The sequence below is a fragment of the Carnobacterium divergens DSM 20623 genome, assembly GCF_000744255.1.
GTDB classification, from domain to species: Bacteria; Bacillota; Bacilli; order Lactobacillales; family Carnobacteriaceae; genus Carnobacterium; species Carnobacterium divergens.
Genome location: NZ_JQLO01000001.1, coordinates 2,585,714 through 2,602,500 on the forward strand (window position 1 = coordinate 2,585,714; position 16,787 = coordinate 2,602,500).

12 protein-coding genes and 2 rRNA genes (1 of these 14 cut by a window edge) are annotated in these 16,787 nt (G+C 39.6%); all 14 read left to right on the forward strand.

Going from position 1 to position 16,787, the window contains the following annotated elements:
- Positions 1-17: 17 nt before the first annotated feature.
- Positions 18-1,613: a putative polysaccharide biosynthesis protein gene (locus BR52_RS12280; protein WP_034573261.1), complete on the forward strand. Its 1,596-nt coding sequence runs from the start codon at positions 18-20 to the stop codon at positions 1,611-1,613.
- A gap of 9 nt (positions 1,614-1,622) precedes the next feature.
- The gene (locus BR52_RS12285) at positions 1,623-2,684 is read left to right on the forward strand and encodes a MazG nucleotide pyrophosphohydrolase domain-containing protein (RefSeq protein ID WP_034573263.1); all 1,062 of its coding nucleotides are present in this window, start codon (positions 1,623-1,625) and stop codon (positions 2,682-2,684) included.
- The gene (locus tag BR52_RS12290; RefSeq protein ID WP_034573265.1) at positions 2,681-2,962 is read left to right on the forward strand and encodes an RNA-binding S4 domain-containing protein; all 282 of its coding nucleotides are present in this window, start codon (positions 2,681-2,683) and stop codon (positions 2,960-2,962) included. The genes BR52_RS12285 and BR52_RS12290 overlap by 4 nt, the downstream gene beginning before the upstream one ends.
- A 110-nt stretch (positions 2,963-3,072) precedes the next feature.
- The gene (locus BR52_RS12295; RefSeq protein ID WP_034573267.1) at positions 3,073-3,555 is read left to right on the forward strand and encodes an FtsB family cell division protein; all 483 of its coding nucleotides are present in this window, start codon (positions 3,073-3,075) and stop codon (positions 3,553-3,555) included.
- Positions 3,556-3,680: 125 nt separating this feature from the next.
- Positions 3,681-4,181 carry a S1 domain-containing RNA-binding protein gene (locus tag BR52_RS12300; protein ID WP_034573269.1) on the forward strand — a complete coding sequence of 167 codons (501 nt, stop codon included), beginning with the start codon at positions 3,681-3,683 and terminating at the stop codon, positions 4,179-4,181.
- A gap of 79 nt (positions 4,182-4,260) precedes the next feature.
- Positions 4,261-5,688, forward strand: a complete 1,428-nt coding sequence (tilS, locus tag BR52_RS12305) for a tRNA lysidine(34) synthetase TilS (RefSeq protein ID WP_051915727.1) — start codon at positions 4,261-4,263, stop codon at positions 5,686-5,688.
- Complete coding sequence (gene hpt / locus BR52_RS12310; RefSeq protein WP_034573274.1) at positions 5,678-6,220, forward strand: hypoxanthine phosphoribosyltransferase; 543 nt, start codon at positions 5,678-5,680, stop codon at positions 6,218-6,220. The genes tilS and hpt overlap by 11 nt, the downstream gene beginning before the upstream one ends.
- A gap of 112 nt (positions 6,221-6,332) precedes the next feature.
- Positions 6,333-8,507: an ATP-dependent zinc metalloprotease FtsH gene (gene ftsH / locus BR52_RS12315; protein ID WP_034573277.1), complete on the forward strand. Its 2,175-nt coding sequence runs from the start codon at positions 6,333-6,335 to the stop codon at positions 8,505-8,507.
- Between the two features lie 73 nt (positions 8,508-8,580).
- On the forward strand, positions 8,581-9,465 hold the full coding sequence (hslO, locus tag BR52_RS12320; RefSeq protein WP_034573279.1) for an Hsp33 family molecular chaperone HslO: 885 nt from the start codon (positions 8,581-8,583) through the stop codon (positions 9,463-9,465).
- A gap of 126 nt (positions 9,466-9,591) precedes the next feature.
- On the forward strand, positions 9,592-10,527 hold the full coding sequence (cysK, locus tag BR52_RS12325; RefSeq protein WP_034573281.1) for a cysteine synthase A: 936 nt from the start codon (positions 9,592-9,594) through the stop codon (positions 10,525-10,527).
- A 148-nt stretch (positions 10,528-10,675) separates the two neighbouring features.
- Positions 10,676-11,671, forward strand: a complete 996-nt coding sequence (gene dusB / locus BR52_RS12330; RefSeq protein WP_034573283.1) for a tRNA dihydrouridine synthase DusB — start codon at positions 10,676-10,678, stop codon at positions 11,669-11,671.
- Positions 11,672-11,787: 116 nt separating this feature from the next.
- The gene (lysS, locus tag BR52_RS12335) at positions 11,788-13,287 is read left to right on the forward strand and encodes a lysine--tRNA ligase (RefSeq protein ID WP_034573962.1); all 1,500 of its coding nucleotides are present in this window, start codon (positions 11,788-11,790) and stop codon (positions 13,285-13,287) included.
- A gap of 497 nt (positions 13,288-13,784) precedes the next feature.
- A 16S ribosomal RNA gene (locus BR52_RS12340) occupies positions 13,785-15,339 on the forward strand.
- A gap of 218 nt (positions 15,340-15,557) precedes the next feature.
- Positions 15,558-16,787 (forward strand): 23S ribosomal RNA (locus tag BR52_RS12345); it runs 1,692 nt beyond the window's last position.
- The 16S and 23S rRNA genes sit together here, the layout of an rRNA operon.

Consider the following 16,787-nt stretch of genomic DNA (forward strand, 5'->3'; position numbering starts at 1 on the left):
CGAATGTAGGTGTATAAATGGGAAATAAACAAATGAAGCATATGATGAATGGCGCAGTGATTTTATCTGTAGCTTCATTAATTGCTAAAATACTAAGCGCCGTTTATCGTGTTCCTTTCCAAAATATGGTAGGAAATACAGGATTCTACGTGTATCAGCAAGTTTACCCACTCTATGGAATCGGCATGACCTTTGCTTTATCAGGCTTTCCAATCTTTTTATCAAAATTAGTAGCAGAAAGAAAGTCACAGAGCAGTCAAAAAGAATTACTCAAACGAACTTTCGTCATTCTAAGCATTTTTTCAATCGTGTTATTTGCTGGAATCTATGGTTTTGCTGGAAAAATTGCAAGTTTAATGGGAGACAGCGGACTAACACCCCTCGTCCAAGCGGTTTCCTGGATGTTTCTATGTATGCCTTTTTTAGTTGTTTGGCGAGGGTACTTTCAAGGAACCTATCGCATGCTGCCTACTGCCGTATCTCAAGTCGTTGAACAGGTTGTACGCGTTGCGGTCATTTTGATTGCTGCTTTTCTCTATCTGAAATTAGGCTGGACAGACTATCAAATGGGAACCATTGCGATGAGTAGCGCGTGGATTGCAGGAATCGCAGCGTTATTGGTATTAGCCTATTATTATTATGTAAAAAAAGAAGCGAATTTTATAGCGCCAGCTTTTGAAAAACAAGGAAGCGAAGAATTGTATCAACCAACAAGTTATTCAACCTTGCTTTATCGTTTTTTGACAGAAGGAACAGCTATCTGTATTTTAAGTGCGATGTTGATTTTATTGCAGTTAATTGACTCCTTTACATTATACAAAGGGATGACCTTAAGTGGAATTTCTCCTGACGTAGCTAAGAACTTAAAAGGAATTTATGACCGCGGACAACCGCTTGTTCAATTAGGAATGGTTGTAGGAACTGGATTCGCAGCTAGCTTGGTACCGATGCTAAGCAATTATTATGTTTCAAAAAGAGAATTTGAATTCCAGCGCACAGCCGTTTCGCTTCTTAGGATTACGACAGCTTTTGCGATGGCGGCGACCTCTGGAATGTTGGTTTTATTGCCTTATATTAATCACGTTTTATTTGGAGATCGAGCAGGAAATGGTGTTTTAAGCATCTACCTGCTATCAATCATTTTGGCATCGTTAATTGGGGCGTACAATGCTATTTTACAAAGTCGCAACCAACACCGTTTAGCAATGATTGCACTTCTAGTCGGTTTGGTAGTCAAAGTTTTATTTAACGATCTTTTGGTGAGGGCTTTTGGAACACTAGGGGCAAGTCTAGCAACAGTCATGAGTTTAGCGGTTATTTTAAGTTGCCTATGGATTGGTTCTCCTGTTGCACTTAAAGGCAGTATCTTACGTGGCGGATTTTTGGTAAAATTAGTATTATGTTGTTGGGTGATGACATTTGTTGTCTTGCTGACAGTGCTATTTTTAAGTCTATTCCCACTATTTTCCGGACGAAGTGGCGCAATTCTAGTCACTTTCATTGGGATAATTGTCGGAGTCAGTATCTTTGGCTTTAGTATTTTAAAGTGGAAACTGTTTACAATTAGAGAATGGCTCTACATGCCCTTTGGCAAAAAGCTATTAAGAAAGTAGGAAATTATTATGGGAGAAATCCTTGTTGTTGGTTTAGGCCCAGGAGATATAGAGCAGTTGCCTTTTGGCGTCTATCAACTATTAAAAGCAGATTACCCTGTTTATTTACGAACAAAATTACATCCAGTTGTTGCGAATTTAGAAGAAGAAAATCTTCAATTCACCTCCTTTGATGAGATTTATGAAGCAAACGACCAATTTGAAAATGTCTATGAAACCATTGTCGGAAAATTAATTGATAGTGCGCAAAAAACAGAAAAACCAATTGTCTATGCCGTACCAGGCCATCCAATGGTCGCTGAAAAATCAGTTCAATTATTGCTAGCAAACACAAAAGGCATCCAAGTGACAATTAAAGGCGGAAAAAGCTTCTTAGACGATTTCTTTCAAGCAGTGAAGATAGATCCAGTTGAAGGCTTCCAATTATTAGACGCACTAGCTTTAAGACAAGACGAGATTCAAATGAGCCAACACGTTATTATCATGCAAGTCTTTAATGAATTTATCGCAAGTGATGTGAAGCTGACCTTAATGGAAATCTATCCAGACGATCATCAAGTGGCACTCGTTCATTCAGCAGGAAGTAAAGAGGAACAAATTGACTGGTTGCCTTTATACGAAATCGATCGAATGGAAGGCGTCCATAATTTAACGTCCCTTTACGTTCCTCCGTTAGAATTAGACGAGCGGGTTGCTTCATTTGCTACCTTGCAAACCTACATGGATGCGATTACCGGTGAAAATGGCGATATCTGGATTCAAGAACAAACCCATGAGATCTTGATTCCTTATTTAAAAGAGGAAACCGCAGAATTAATTCAAGCAATTGAAAATGAAGATACAGAAAACACCATTGAAGAATTAGGAGACGTTTTAATGCAAGTCTTGTATCACACAGGATTTGGCGAAAGAGAAGGCTATTTCACATTAGAAGATGTCCTCACAACACTGAATAAAAAATTGCGCAGAAGACACCCCCATGTTTTTGATGGCGTGGAAATCAATACAATCGAAGAATTAGATAAACTTTGGCAAAAAATAAAAGCAGAAGAAAAGAGGGAACAACCATGAGACTAGATAAATTTTTAAAAGTATCGCGAATTATCAAGCGTCGTACAGTAGCAAAAGAAGTAGCAGATAAAGGTAGGATTCAAGTTAATGGACTTGCGGCAAAATCATCAACAGATGTAAAAATTGGCGATGAATTAAGTATTGCTTTTGGCAATAAAACACTAGTTGTAAAAATTGACCGTATTATCGAAACGACTAAAAAAGATGAAGCGAAAAATATGTACACAATTATTAGCGAAACGTACAAAGCAGATACTCCTGATGGGGCGGACTCTTAATAGACAAAGCTGCGACTTTCTTGTACTATTAAAGAGACGAGTAAAACGAAGCTAACAACTTTATCCAAGTGCAAAAGACTCTTAGTTTTTTCAAATCGAGGAGTGGAAAAATGAAGAAACACAATCACCAACCAAGCAATGTCGAAAACTTGAAAAATGAGTATACCCAAGAAAAAAATCTTCAAAACCATCGTGAAAAGAAGCAAAAACGACATATGCGAAGAAGAATCTTTCTTATTAGTTTAGTTGGAGCGATTATCATCGTGGGGCTTTCGATTACAATTTTAGTCAACCGTCAAGAAGTTGCAAAAATGAATCGAGAAAAAGTGCAAGCAGAAAAAAACTTGAAAAAAGTTCAAGCCGAACAACGTTTATTAAACAACCAAATCAATCAATTGAAAGATGATGACTTTGTTACTAAGCTTGCTCGTAGCAAGTATTATCTATCAAAAGACGGTGAGATTATCTTTAGCTTACCAGAAGATAACGCAGCCAAGATATTGGAAGAAACAAAAAAGAAATCAGAAGAAACTGAAAAAAATAAATCTAGTGAAGAAAAAAAGGATAATAAGCAAGAAAACAGCTCTAACTAAGAGTTTTAAGTGTATTATTGATTAAATATTTACAAATTTAACAAAATTTGAGTAAATAGTCTTTTGAAGTAGCCAAGTAGCGTGCTATAATGAGCTTACAAGTTTTAAGGAGGAACATATTTTTTATGTCAATTGAAGTAGGAAGTAAAATTTCAGGAAAAGTATCAGGTATTACAAATTTTGGTGCATTTATTGATTTAGGTGAAGGTAAAACAGGTCTTGTTCACATTAGTGAAGTATCTGATACCTTTATTAAAGACATTAAAGATGTTTTAAAAGTAGGAGATGACGTAACGGTTAAAGTAATGTCTATCGGAGACGACGGCAAAATTGGTCTTTCAATTCGTCGTGCAGTAGACAAACCCGAATCAGCAGCTCCAGCAAGACGTGAGTCAAGCTATCAAGGACGTCGTGAAGGTGGCGGCGGAAGAGACAGCGGTGGCGGACGTAGCAGTGGTGGTTATCAAAACCAAAGAAATGACCGTAACAATCGCAACGCAGTTCCTAAAAAAGAAGATTTTGATTCATTGATGACTTCATTTTTAAAAGATAGTGACGATCGTTTAACTTCATTAAAACGCAATACTGAAGGAAAACGAGGCGGACGAGGCGGACGTCGTAACTAAAATAGATGATAAGGATAAGGAAACTTATCCTTTTTTATGTTTATTCAAAAAAAGAATGATCCTGAAGGGGGCCATGCAGATGCTCGAAAGCAATTTTTTAAGTGAATGTTACAAACAAACCTTTTGGAAAAAAAACGATCGACTTTTGCTGGCTGTGTCAACAGGTGTAGACTCGATGGTATTGCTAGATTTAATTATGAAGTTGCCATTAAAAGTAAAACCGTGGTTTGCAGTAGCCCATGTTAATCATCAGCTACGAAACGAATCTCAAAATGAAGCCGCTTTTCTAGAAGCTTTTTGTTTAGACAACGGGATCCCTTATTTTTCAACAAAATGGGAAAAATCCGAGCAACCAAAAACAGGAACTGAAGCCGCTGCCAGAACTTTTCGTTATGAGTTTTTTAAAAAAATAATGGCTGAAGAAAAAATCAGCCATTTAGTAACAGCTCATCATGGAGACGATCAAGCAGAAACGATTTTAATGCGTTTAGTGAGAGGTGGATATCTTGAAAGCATTGCAGGAATTCAGACAGACCGAGAGTTTTACCATAAACAGCTCGTTCGTCCGTTACTTGCTTTTACAAAAGGTCAACTTCTTGAATATAGCAAAAACCATCAGGTCGTCTACTTTGAGGATAAAACAAACCTTGATGATGGATACACAAGAAATCGATATCGTAACCATATTCTGCCATTGTTGAAGAAGGAAAATCCGCAAGTGATTCAACATTTTAATGATTTTTCAAATGACTTACAACAAATACTTGAGATTGCTCAACTACAAATAATGACAAGCTATCAAAAAGTGGTTAAACAAGAAAGCAAAGGAACTTGGAAACTAACCATTTCCGATTTTCAACAGTATCCTTCTAGTTTAAGAAAACAAATCTTAAACCATTTTTTACAAGAATTATTGAAGCAAACCACCTTTAGTTATCAACGAAACCATCTAGCAAAAATACTCGAATTAATAGAAAGTCAACAACCAAATGGAGAACTTCATTTTTCAAATCAATGGTACGGCGTTAAAAGCTACGATTCATTTTACGTAACAAACGAAAAAATAATCAGTAAATCCAGTTTTTATTCAACCGAATTGCCATTGAATTCATGGGTTGACCTACCAAACGGTGAGCGCGTTGGTTTTTTTAAAACAACAGATTACAAAGAAAAAGAAACACCCAATCAATTGGTGATCTATCTTAATCCAGCTTCGCTAGAATTACCGCTAACCATCCGAAATCGGTTGCCTGGTGATAAAATGAGCTTAAAAGGAAAAAGCAGAGGTCACAAAAAACTTAAAGATATTTTAATAGATCAAAAAATACCGCTAGAACAGCGTAATCAAGCATATTTGATCGCCGATAATCAAAAAAAAATTATTTGGTTGATAGAATATAAGGAATCCCAATTGTCTATTGCTAAAGAAACTGATAAAATACAATACATACTCGTTTACGATAAAAATGAGGGTATTGAAAAGGAGAAAACGATAAATGCAAAATGATATTGAACGTATCCTCTTCTCAAGAGAAGAATTGGCTACTAAAACCGTAGAACTAGGTAAACAGTTAACAGAGGAATATCAAGGTAAGAATCCGCTTGTAGTAGGTGTTCTTAAAGGCGCAACTTTCTTTATGTCAGATGTTGTCAAAGAAATTGATACCTATTTAGAAATGGACTTCATGGATGTTTCAAGTTATGGAAATGATATTGTTTCCTCAGGAGAAGTAAAAATCATTAAAGACTTAGATACCAATGTAACTGGACGTGACATCTTGATTGTTGAAGATATTATCGACAGCGGCAGAACGTTAGCTTACTTAGTTGACTTATTTAAGTATCGTCAAGCCAAATCAGTTAAAATTGTGACGCTTTTAGACAAACCAGAAGGACGCGTTGTGGATATTACAGCGGACTATGTTGGCTTCTTAGTACCAAATGAATTTGTCGTAGGCTATGGCTTGGACTATGCAGAACGTTATCGTAATCTACCTTATATTGGAATTTTAAAACCTGAGATTTACCAAGAGAAATAAATGGTCAATGAAGGTCAAATATGTTATGATAGTCTAGAATTGAAACAATACTATAAAAAGTAAAATTAACCATACAACATGAGACAGACTCATGTGTAGAAGGAGGGCGAATATGAAGAAGAATGGACTCTTTAAAAGTGGCGTCTTCTATGCAATTGTTTTCTTAGGAATCATTGGAATTGTAACTTGGGCAACTGGTGGATCAACTGGCGAACAAAGTAACAAGCTTTCAGGAAGTGACTTCGTAACTCAATTGAAAGACGGCAAAATAGCAAAATTTAACATCCAACCAAGTGGTGGGGTTTATAACATCACTGGGGAATATCGTGACGAACAAAAAGTGAAAGACAGCTCGTCTGGACTAAAAATCTTTGGTTCAACAGACGCTAAGAGCAAGAACTTTACAACAACAGTCTTACAAAATGACTCGATTGTTAGTGAAATTAACGGTATTGCTCAAGATAAAAAAGTAACGATGACACCATTAGAAGAGGATACTCCAGGAATCTGGTTAACTCTATTAATGACAATGGCGCCAATCATTATTTTGATTTTCTTCTTCTATCTAATGATGGGACAAGGCGGTCAAGGTGGACAAGGCGGCGGACGTGGCGTGATGAGCTTTGGCAAATCAAAAGCTAAAGAAGCTGACAGTAAAGCCAACAAAATTCGTTTTTCAGATGTAGCAGGAGCTGAGGAAGAAAAACAAGAATTAGTTGAAGTAGTTGAATTCCTTAAAGACCCAAGACGTTTTGTTGCTTTAGGAGCTAGAATTCCAGCAGGTGTTCTATTAGAAGGACCTCCCGGAACTGGTAAAACTTTACTAGCAAAAGCCGTAGCAGGTGAAGCTGGCGTTCCTTTCTACTCAATCTCAGGTTCAGATTTCGTTGAGATGTTTGTAGGGGTCGGTGCAAGCCGCGTACGTGATTTATTTGAAACAGCGAAGAAAAATGCTCCAGCAATCATCTTTATCGATGAAATCGATGCAGTTGGTCGTCAACGTGGTGCAGGTATGGGTGGCGGACACGATGAACGTGAACAAACCCTAAACCAATTATTAGTTGAAATGGATGGATTTACAGGAAATGAAGGCATCATTATCATTGCTGCAACCAACCGTTCAGACGTATTAGATCCAGCCTTACTTCGTCCAGGTCGTTTTGACCGTCAAATCTTAGTAGGCCGTCCAGATGTTAAAGGACGTGAAGCAATTCTTAAAGTCCACGCTAAAAACAAACCTTTAGCAGATGACGTAGATTTAAAAGTAGTAGCACAACAAACACCAGGCTTTGCAGGTGCGGATTTAGAAAACCTATTAAATGAGTCTGCATTAGTTGCAGCTCGTCGAAATAAAACTAAAATTGACGCGCTAGATGTCGATGAAGCACAAGACCGCGTTATTGCAGGTCCAGCTAAAAAAGACCGCGTTATCAGTAAAAAAGAACGTGAAATGGTTGCGTACCATGAATCAGGACATACCATCGTTGGTATGGTACTAAGTGACGCACGCGTTGTTCACAAAGTAACCATCGTACCTCGTGGCCGTGCTGGCGGATATGCCATTATGCTTCCAAAAGAAGATCGTTTCTTAATGACTAAAACAGAAATGTTTGAACAAATTGTTGGATTGCTTGGTGGACGTACAGCGGAAGAAATGGTCTTCGGCGTTCAATCGACTGGCGCAAGTAACGACTTTGAACAAGCAACAGGCTTAGCTCGTAGCATGGTAACTGAATACGGAATGAGTGATCGTTTAGGTCCCGTTCAATATGAAGGAAACCACCAAGTCTTTGTTGGTCGTGACTACGGTCAAACAAAAGCTTATTCAGAACAAGTTGCATATGAAATCGATGAAGAAGTACGCAAACTGTTAAATGACGCTCACGTGGAAGCTCGTCGTATCTTAGAAGAACATAAAGCACAACACAAATTGATTGCTGAAAAACTTCTAGAATTAGAAACATTAGACGAACGCACAATCAAGAGTCTATTTGAAACAGGCGAAATGCCACTAGCAAAAGGTCAAGAAAACCCTGAATTTCCAAGTGAAAAAGGTGCAACCTTTGAAGAGGCAAAAAAGGCGTTAGAAGCTAAAGAAGCTGAAAAAATGAAACAAGAAGAAGCTGAACTAGCGGAACGTAAGCAAGAACTTCATGAAGAAGAAGTGGAAGAACAGGTTGAAGCCAAAGAAGCTTCTGATGAAGTGAAAGCAGAACAAAAAGAAAAAACGGAGGAAGAAGCTAAGTCTGAATACGACGACAACAACTTCTCAGATCGTTACAAATAAAAATTAAATCGTTCAAAAAGAGGATACAACATTTGTTGTGTCCTTCTTTTATCAAAATATGAGGTGAAACAGAATGTCAGATTATTTATTAAAAAGTGTGTGTTACGAGGGGCAAATTAGAGCATACGCACTTTGTGCAACAGAAACCGTTAGTGAAGCTCAAAAAAGACATGATACATGGAGCGCATCATCTGCTGCATTAGGAAGAACGATGGTTGGTGCACTGTTGTTAGGTGCAACTTTAAAAGGTGACGACAAAATGACTGTCAAAGTGGATGGAGACGGACCAGTTGGGCACATCGTTGTAGACAGTAATGGCCGAGGTGAAGTAAAAGGCTATATTGCTAATCCAAGTGTGAGTTTACCCCCTAACGCTGCAGGGAAAATCGATGTTCGCGGTGCAGTCGGAACTCAAGGGACGCTAACAGTAACAAAAGACTTAGGTTTAAAAGAAGCCTTTTCTGGACAAGTTCCGCTAGTTAGTGGCGAACTAGGCGAAGATTTCACCTACTATATGGCTAATTCAGAGCAAGTGCCTTCAGCAATTGGATTAAGTGTTTTAGTAGACACAGACGATTCCATTAAAGCCGCAGGGGGATTTATGATTCAAGTAATGCCAGGAGCAACAGATGAAACGCTTCTTGCAATTGAAAAAAATATTGCTGAAATTCCGTTGGTATCAAAATTAATGGATGCAGGAGAGCAACCAGAAGAAATATTAGATCGTCTATTAGGTAAAGAAAATGTGAAAGTTCTTGAAAAAATGCCAGTCAGTTTCAAATGTGATTGTTCAAAAGAACGCTTTTCAACAGCGATTATTGCATTAGGAGAACACGAAATCACTGAAATGATTGAGGAAGATCATGGCGCTGAAGCAAGCTGTCATTTTTGTGGCAATCACTACCATTATTCAGAAACAGATTTGATAGAATTACGAGCAGAAGCCTTAGCTAAATAAAAAAATCCAAGCCGTTTTCTTTTGTAAATAAAAGAAAACGGCTTTTGCATTTCACTTGACAAAAGTAAGTAAGATTTCTAAAATAAAGCTAACGTTCCAAGTTGAACAAATAGAGGAGGAAACAACATGGTAAGAATTGTTTCATCAGTAACAGAATTAATCGGAGAAACCCCAATCGTTAAGCTAAATCAAGTTGTTCCAGCAGAAGCTGCAGATGTTTATGTGAAACTAGAATTTTTTAACGCTGGAAGTAGCGTAAAAGATCGAATTGCATTGAATATGATTGAAGTTGCAGAAGAAGAGGGTGTTTTAAAACCCGGAAACACAATCGTTGAACCTACAAGTGGAAATACGGGTGTAGGTCTAGCGATGGTAGCAGCAGCAAAAGGCTATCCTGCAATTTTAGTTATGCCAGATACTATGAGTATTGAACGTCGCAAATTATTAAGAGCATATGGAGCGACTTTAATATTAACGCCAGGATCAGAAGGAATGAAAGGTGCAATTGCCAAAGCGACTGAATTAGCAGCACAACCCAATTATTTTATGCCAATGCAATTTGACAATTTAGCGAATCCAGCAGTCCATGAAGCGACAACTGGACCTGAAATTTTAGAAGCATTTGACGGAAAAGGACCAGATGCATTTGTTGCAGGAGTTGGAACTGGTGGAACTCTTACTGGAGTGGGTCATGTTTTAAAACAAGCAAATCCAGCGACCTTGATTTACGCTGTTGAACCAGCTGAATCACCTGTTTTAGCAGGAGGCTCACCAAGTCCCCATAAAATCCAAGGAATTGGAGCAGGTTTTGTACCTGGTGTCTTAGATACGAAAATTTATGATGGAATTTTAGAAGTAACAAGCGAAGATGCGTTAGGAATGGCAAGAGAAGTTGCCACTAAAGAAGGAATACTTGTTGGAATTTCATCAGGAGCAGCAATTAAAGCAGCAATTGAAGTTGCTAAAAAGTTAGGAAAAGGAAAATCCGTTTTAGCGATAGTACCTGACAACGGCGAACGCTATTTATCAACAGCACTTTACCCAACAGTAGAAGGCGAATAATTCAAAACTTCCAATGAGTATCATTGGAAGTTTTTTTTATTTACAAACAAGACAGTTTTACTTGTTTGTGAATTATGCTATGATACCTCTAGTAAATTTAAACCAACAATCCAATTGTTACCTATATAGAGAAAAGAGGAAATAAACCATGTGGAAAATAGGAGACGTTGAAATACCCAATCGTGTTGTAGTTGCTCCAATGGCTGGAATTAGCAATGCAGCTTTCCGAGTTACTGTAAAAGAATTTGGCGCAGGCTTAGTTGTTTGTGAAATGATCAGTGATAAAGGAATCCAAACCCGCAATAAAAAAACCTTAGAAATGCTGCACATTGAAGAAAATGAGTACCCATTAAGCGTTCAGATTTTTGGTGGCGATAAAGATACACTAGTGGAAGCTGCAAAATTTGTTGAGGCAAATACCCAAGCAGCCATTATCGATATTAATATGGGATGCCCAGTAAATAAAATCATCAAAGCAGAAGCTGGCGCAAAATGGTTGTTGGACCCTAATAAGGTCTATGAAATGGTTGCGGCAGTTGCAGATGCTGTTCAATTACCAGTAACCGTAAAAATGAGAATTGGTTGGGATTTGGATCATGTATTCGCTGTCGAAAATGCCTTAGCAGCAGAACGAGCAGGAGCGGGAGCAGTAGCAATGCACGGTCGGACAAGAGTCCAAATGTATGAAGGACAAGCAGACTGGGATGTTTTAAAAGAAGTGAAACAAGCACTAACCATTCCATTCATGGGGAACGGAGATGTAAAAACCCCAATGGACGCTAAACGTATGTTAGATGAGGTTGGTGCAGATGGCGTAATGATTGGACGCGCTGCGCTAGGGAATCCTTGGATGATTTATCAAACCAAACATTACTTGGAAACAGGAATTCTACTACCTGAACCACCAGCAAGAGAAAAAATTGCTACAGCCAAGCTTCACTTAGAACGATTAGTTGATTTAAAAGGCGAAACCATTGCCACTAGAGAATTCCGTCAGCATGCTGCTTACTATTTAAAAGGGATTTCACGTGCAGCAAAAACTAAACTAGCAGTGAATCAAGCAACTCGACAAGAAGAAATGGTAAGTATACTCGATGCATTTGTAGAAGCGACAGAAGAACGAGAATTGAACACGGTGAAATAAAAACGTAAGGAAATTAAAGATAAAAACTTTAATTCCCTTGCTTTTTTTCAATTATATTGGCATTATAAAGAGTAAAGATGGAAGAAACAAAACGAAACAGAAACGGAGTGCAAAAAATGAGCCACGAAACTAACAATCAAGAAGAATTAAATGACCAATTACAAGTGCGTCGTGAAAAATTGGCCGATTTATACGCAAAAGACATCGATCCATTTGGCAGTCGCTTTGAAAGAACACATCTATCAAGCGAATTACATGAAGCTTATGATGCTGATACTAAAGAAGAATTAGCAGCCAAGGAAGAAACAGCAACTGTTGCTGGAAGAATCATGACTAAGCGTGGAAAAGGTAAGGTTGGCTTTGCTCATTTACAAGACCGTAAAGGCCAAATTCAAATTTATGTTCGAAAAGACACTGTTGGTGAGGAAGACTATGAAATCTTTAAAAACGCAGACTTAGGCGATTTTATCGGTGTAACAGGAATCATCATGAAAACAGATACTGGAGAAGTAACGATTAAGCCTACTTCATTGGTTCAACTATCAAAAGCACTACGTCCGTTACCAGATAAATATCATGGTTTAACAAATGTAGAACAACGCTACCGTCAACGTTACTTAGATTTGATTAGTAACAAAGAAAGCTTTGATCGTTTTACAAAACGTAGCCAAATCATTAAAGAAGTTCGTAATTATTTAAATGAACAAGATTACTTGGAAGTAGAAACACCAACTTTACACAATTTAGCAGGTGGAGCAGCAGCACGTCCATTTATTACGCATCATAATGCATTAGACATGGAATTGTATTTACGTATTGCCTTAGAGTTGCACTTGAAACGCTTAATTGTTGGAGGAATGGAAAAAGTTTACGAAATCGGTCGAGTATTCCGCAACGAAGGTGTCGATACAACACACAACCCAGAATTTACAATGTTAGAAGTATATACAGCATACACAGACTATCAAGACGTAATGGATTTAACAGAAGGAATCATTCGTACAGCAGCTGAGCGAGTATTAGGAACAGCTAAAATCACTTATGGTGGTGTAGATGTTGATTTAGAAACAACTTGGAAACGTCAACACATGTTAGATGCTATTAAAGAAGTGTCTGGAGTTGACTTCTGGCCAGTAATGACGGATGAAGAAGCACGTCAACTAGCAAAAGACAATAACGTAGCTATTACTGAGAACATGCAATATGGTCATGTCGTAAATGAATTCTTTGAAACTTTTGTAGAAGAGAAATTGATTCAACCGACATTTATCTATGGACATCCTGTAGAAATTTCGCCATTAGCGAAGAAAAATCCTAAAGACGGACGCTTCACAGATCGATTCGAACTCTTTATTGTTGGAAATGAATATGCAAATGCATTTACAGAATTAAATGATCCGATTGATCAAAGAGAACGTTTTGAATCACAAATGCAAGAACGAGCAGAAGGAAATGACGAAGCACATCAATTAGATGAAGATTTCTTAGAAGCTCTTGAATATGGAATGCCGCCAACAGGTGGATTAGGAATCGGAATTGACCGCTTAGTAATGTTACTAACAGATGCTCAAGCGATTCGTGACGTATTGCTATTTCCAACAATGCGTAATAATTAATAGTAAAAAAGAGGGTCTACAAGCCGTAGACTCTCTTTTTTTGTTTATTAAATATTTTATTGGATATTATACATTTAAAACAATGCAGTACAATAGAAGTTTCGTTATCGCTAAAGTTCGTCTATTGCCAAGTGTAAGCGTATGATTTAACTCTTCTGTAAATATTGTTAATAAATATAAAAATAAATAAAAAAAAGCAAAAAAAGAGTTGACCAACCTTGATATACCTGTTATATTTATACATGTCGCTAGGACGTAACAACAACTTAGCGAAAAAGAAAATAAAAAAAGTTGTTGACACAAACTTCTAAACGTGCTAATATATAGAAGTTGTCAAAACAACAACGAAACAACTTAGACCTTTGAAAACTGAACAAAGTAAGACGAACCAAATGTGTAGGGTCTCTTGACTAGGTCAAGAGAAACAAACAAATTAGTGAATAATTATTCGCTAGCAATCAAAAATGAGCATAAGACTTCGGTCTTAATCATAACTTTTATATGAGAGTTTGATCCTGGCTCAGGACGAACGCTGGCGGCATGCCTAATACATGCAAGTCGAACGCACGAAGTTGAAAAGCTTGCTTTTCGACCAAGTGAGTGGCGGACGGGTGAGTAACACGTGGGTAACCTGCCCATAAGAGGGGGATAACATTCGGAAACGGATGCTAATACCGCATATTTCAAGTGACCGCATGGTCGCTTGATGAAAGGTGGCTTCGGCTACCACTTATGGATGGACCCGCGGTGCATTAGTTAGTTGGTGAGGTAATGGCTCACCAAGACCATGATGCATAGCCGACCTGAGAGGGTGATCGGCCACACTGGGACTGAGACACGGCCCAGACTCCTACGGGAGGCAGCAGTAGGGAATCTTCCGCAATGGACGAAAGTCTGACGGAGCAATGCCGCGTGAGTGAAGAAGGTTTTCGGATCGTAAAACTCTGTTGTTAGAGAAGAACAAGGATGAGAGTAACTGCTCATCCCCTGACGGTATCTAACCAGAAAGCCACGGCTAACTACGTGCCAGCAGCCGCGGTAATACGTAGGTGGCAAGCGTTGTCCGGATTTATTGGGCGTAAAGCGAGCGCAGGCGGTTCTTTAAGTCTGATGTGAAAGCCCCCGGCTCAACCGGGGAGGGTCATTGGAAACTGGAGAACTTGAGTGCAGAAGAGGAGAGTGGAATTCCATGTGTAGCGGTGAAATGCGTAGATATATGGAGGAACACCAGTGGCGAAGGCGACTCTCTGGTCTGTAACTGACGCTGAGGCTCGAAAGCGTGGGGAGCAAACAGGATTAGATACCCTGGTAGTCCACGCTGTAAACGATGAGTGCTAAGTGTTGGAGGGTTTCCGCCCTTCAGTGCTGCAGCTAACGCATTAAGCACTCCGCCTGGGGAGTACGACCGCAAGGTTGAAACTCAAAGGAATTGACGGGGACCCGCACAAGCGGTGGAGCATGTGGTTTAATTCGAAGCAACGCGAAGAACCTTACCAGGTCTTGACATCCTTTGACCACTCGAGAGATCGAGCTTTCCCTTCGGGGACAAAGTGACAGGTGGTGCATGGTTGTCGTCAGCTCGTGTCGTGAGATGTTGGGTTAAGTCCCGCAACGAGCGCAACCCTTATTACTAGTTGCCAGCATTCAGTTGGGCACTCTAGTGAGACTGCCGGTGACAAACCGGAGGAAGGTGGGGATGACGTCAAATCATCATGCCCCTTATGACCTGGGCTACACACGTGCTACAATGGATGGTACAACGAGTCGCGAAGTCGTGAGGCCAAGCTAATCTCTTAAAGCCATTCTCAGTTCGGATTGTAGGCTGCAACTCGCCTACATGAAGCCGGAATCGCTAGTAATCGCGGATCAGAACGCCGCGGTGAATACGTTCCCGGGTCTTGTACACACCGCCCGTCACACCACGAGAGTTTGTAACACCCGAAGCCGGTGAGGTAACCTTTTAGGAGCCAGCCGTCTAAGGTGGGATAGATAATTGGGGTGAAGTCGTAACAAGGTAGCCGTATCGGAAGGTGCGGCTGGATCACCTCCTTTCTAAGGAATATTACGGAAACCCCACACATTCGTCATTACTTTGTTCAGTTTTGAGAGGTCTAATCTTCTCAACTGAAATTTGTTCTTTGAAAACTGGATATTGTAAGAAAGCAATTTATGAAAAAAGAAACAATGTATACACCGCGTTTTAAATGAGTTTTTTAACGTTCTTATCGTAAGATAAAACGTATTAACGACAATTTTGAGTAATCAAAATAGGTTAAGTTAATAAGGGCGCACGGTGGATGCCTTGGCACTAGGAGCCGAAGAAGGACGGGACTAACTCCGATATGCTTTGGGGAGCTGTAAGTAAGCTTTGATCCAAAGATTTCCGAATGGGGGAACCCAGCATCTTTTATAGGATGTTACTACTAACTGAATACATAGGTTAGTAGAGGTAGACGCAGAGAACTGAAACATCTAAGTACCTGCAGGAAGAGAAAGAAAATTCGATTCCCTGAGTAGCGGCGAGCGAAACGGGAAGAGCCCAAACCAAAGAGCTTGCTCTTTGGGGTTGTAGGACACGACATTAAGAGTCATAAATGAATTTTGTAGAAGAAGCGACTTGGAAAGGTCCGCCGAAGAGGGTAAAAGCCCCGTATTTGAAACAAAGTTCACTCTGTTGTGTATCCTGAGTACGGCGGAACACGAGAAATTCCGTCGGAATCCGCGGGGACCATCCCGCAAGGCTAAATACTCCCTAGTGACCGATAGTGAACCAGTACCGTGAGGGAAAGGTGAAAAGAACCCCGGAAGGGGAGTGAAAGAGTACCTGAAACCGTGTGCTTACAAATAGTTAGAGCCCGTTAATGGGTGATAGCGTGCCTTTTGTAGAATGAACCGGCGAGTTACGATTACATGCGAGGTTAAGTTGATAAGACGGAGCCGCAGCGAAAGCGAGTCTGAATAGGGCGAATGAGTATGTGGTCGTAGACCCGAAACCAAGTGACCTACCCATGTCCAGGTTGAAGGTGCGGTAATACGCACTGGAGGACCGAACCCACGTATGTTGAAAAATGCGGGGATGAGGTGTGGGTAGCGGAGAAATTCCAATCGAACTTGGAGATAGCTGGTTCTCTCCGAAATAGCTTTAGGGCTAGCCTCGGAATTAAGAATCATGGAGGTAGAGCCACTGTTTGGACTAGGGGCCCTTCTAGGGTTACCGAATTCAGATAAACTCCGAATGCCATTGATTTATATCCGGGAGTCAGACTGCGAGTGATAAGATCCGTAGTCGAAAGGGAAACAGCCCAGACCACCAGCTAAGGTCCCAAAGTTACTGTTAAGTGGAAAAGGATGTGGGGTTGCTTAGACAACTAGGATGTTGGCTCAGAAGCAGCCATCATTTAAAGAGTGCGTAATAGCTCACTAGTCGAGTGACCCTGCGCCGAAAATTTACCGGGGCTAAACAGTACACCGAAGCTGTGGATAGAACCTTAGGGTTCTAT

Bases quoted from the DNA above. Each gene is read 5' to 3' on its own strand.
- BR52_RS12295 (WP_034573267.1), top strand. From the start codon at position 3,073: ATGAAGAAACACAATCACCAACCAAGCAATGTCGAAAACTTGAAAAAT.
- ftsH (WP_034573277.1), top strand. From the start codon at position 6,333: ATGAAGAAGAATGGACTCTTTAAAAGTGGCGTCTTCTATGCAATTGTT.
- BR52_RS12300 (WP_034573269.1), top strand. From the start codon at position 3,681: ATGTCAATTGAAGTAGGAAGTAAAATTTCAGGAAAAGTATCAGGTATT.
- hpt (WP_034573274.1), top strand. From the start codon at position 5,678: ATGCAAAATGATATTGAACGTATCCTCTTCTCAAGAGAAGAATTGGCT.
- tilS (WP_051915727.1), top strand. From the start codon at position 4,261: ATGCTCGAAAGCAATTTTTTAAGTGAATGTTACAAACAAACCTTTTGG.
- BR52_RS12280 (WP_034573261.1), top strand. From the start codon at position 18: ATGGGAAATAAACAAATGAAGCATATGATGAATGGCGCAGTGATTTTA.
- cysK (WP_034573281.1), top strand. From the start codon at position 9,592: ATGGTAAGAATTGTTTCATCAGTAACAGAATTAATCGGAGAAACCCCA.
- BR52_RS12290 (WP_034573265.1), top strand. From the start codon at position 2,681: ATGAGACTAGATAAATTTTTAAAAGTATCGCGAATTATCAAGCGTCGT.
- lysS (WP_034573962.1), top strand. From the start codon at position 11,788: ATGAGCCACGAAACTAACAATCAAGAAGAATTAAATGACCAATTACAA.
- dusB (WP_034573283.1), top strand. From the start codon at position 10,676: ATGTGGAAAATAGGAGACGTTGAAATACCCAATCGTGTTGTAGTTGCT.
- hslO (WP_034573279.1), top strand. From the start codon at position 8,581: ATGTCAGATTATTTATTAAAAAGTGTGTGTTACGAGGGGCAAATTAGA.
- BR52_RS12285 (WP_034573263.1), top strand. From the start codon at position 1,623: ATGGGAGAAATCCTTGTTGTTGGTTTAGGCCCAGGAGATATAGAGCAG.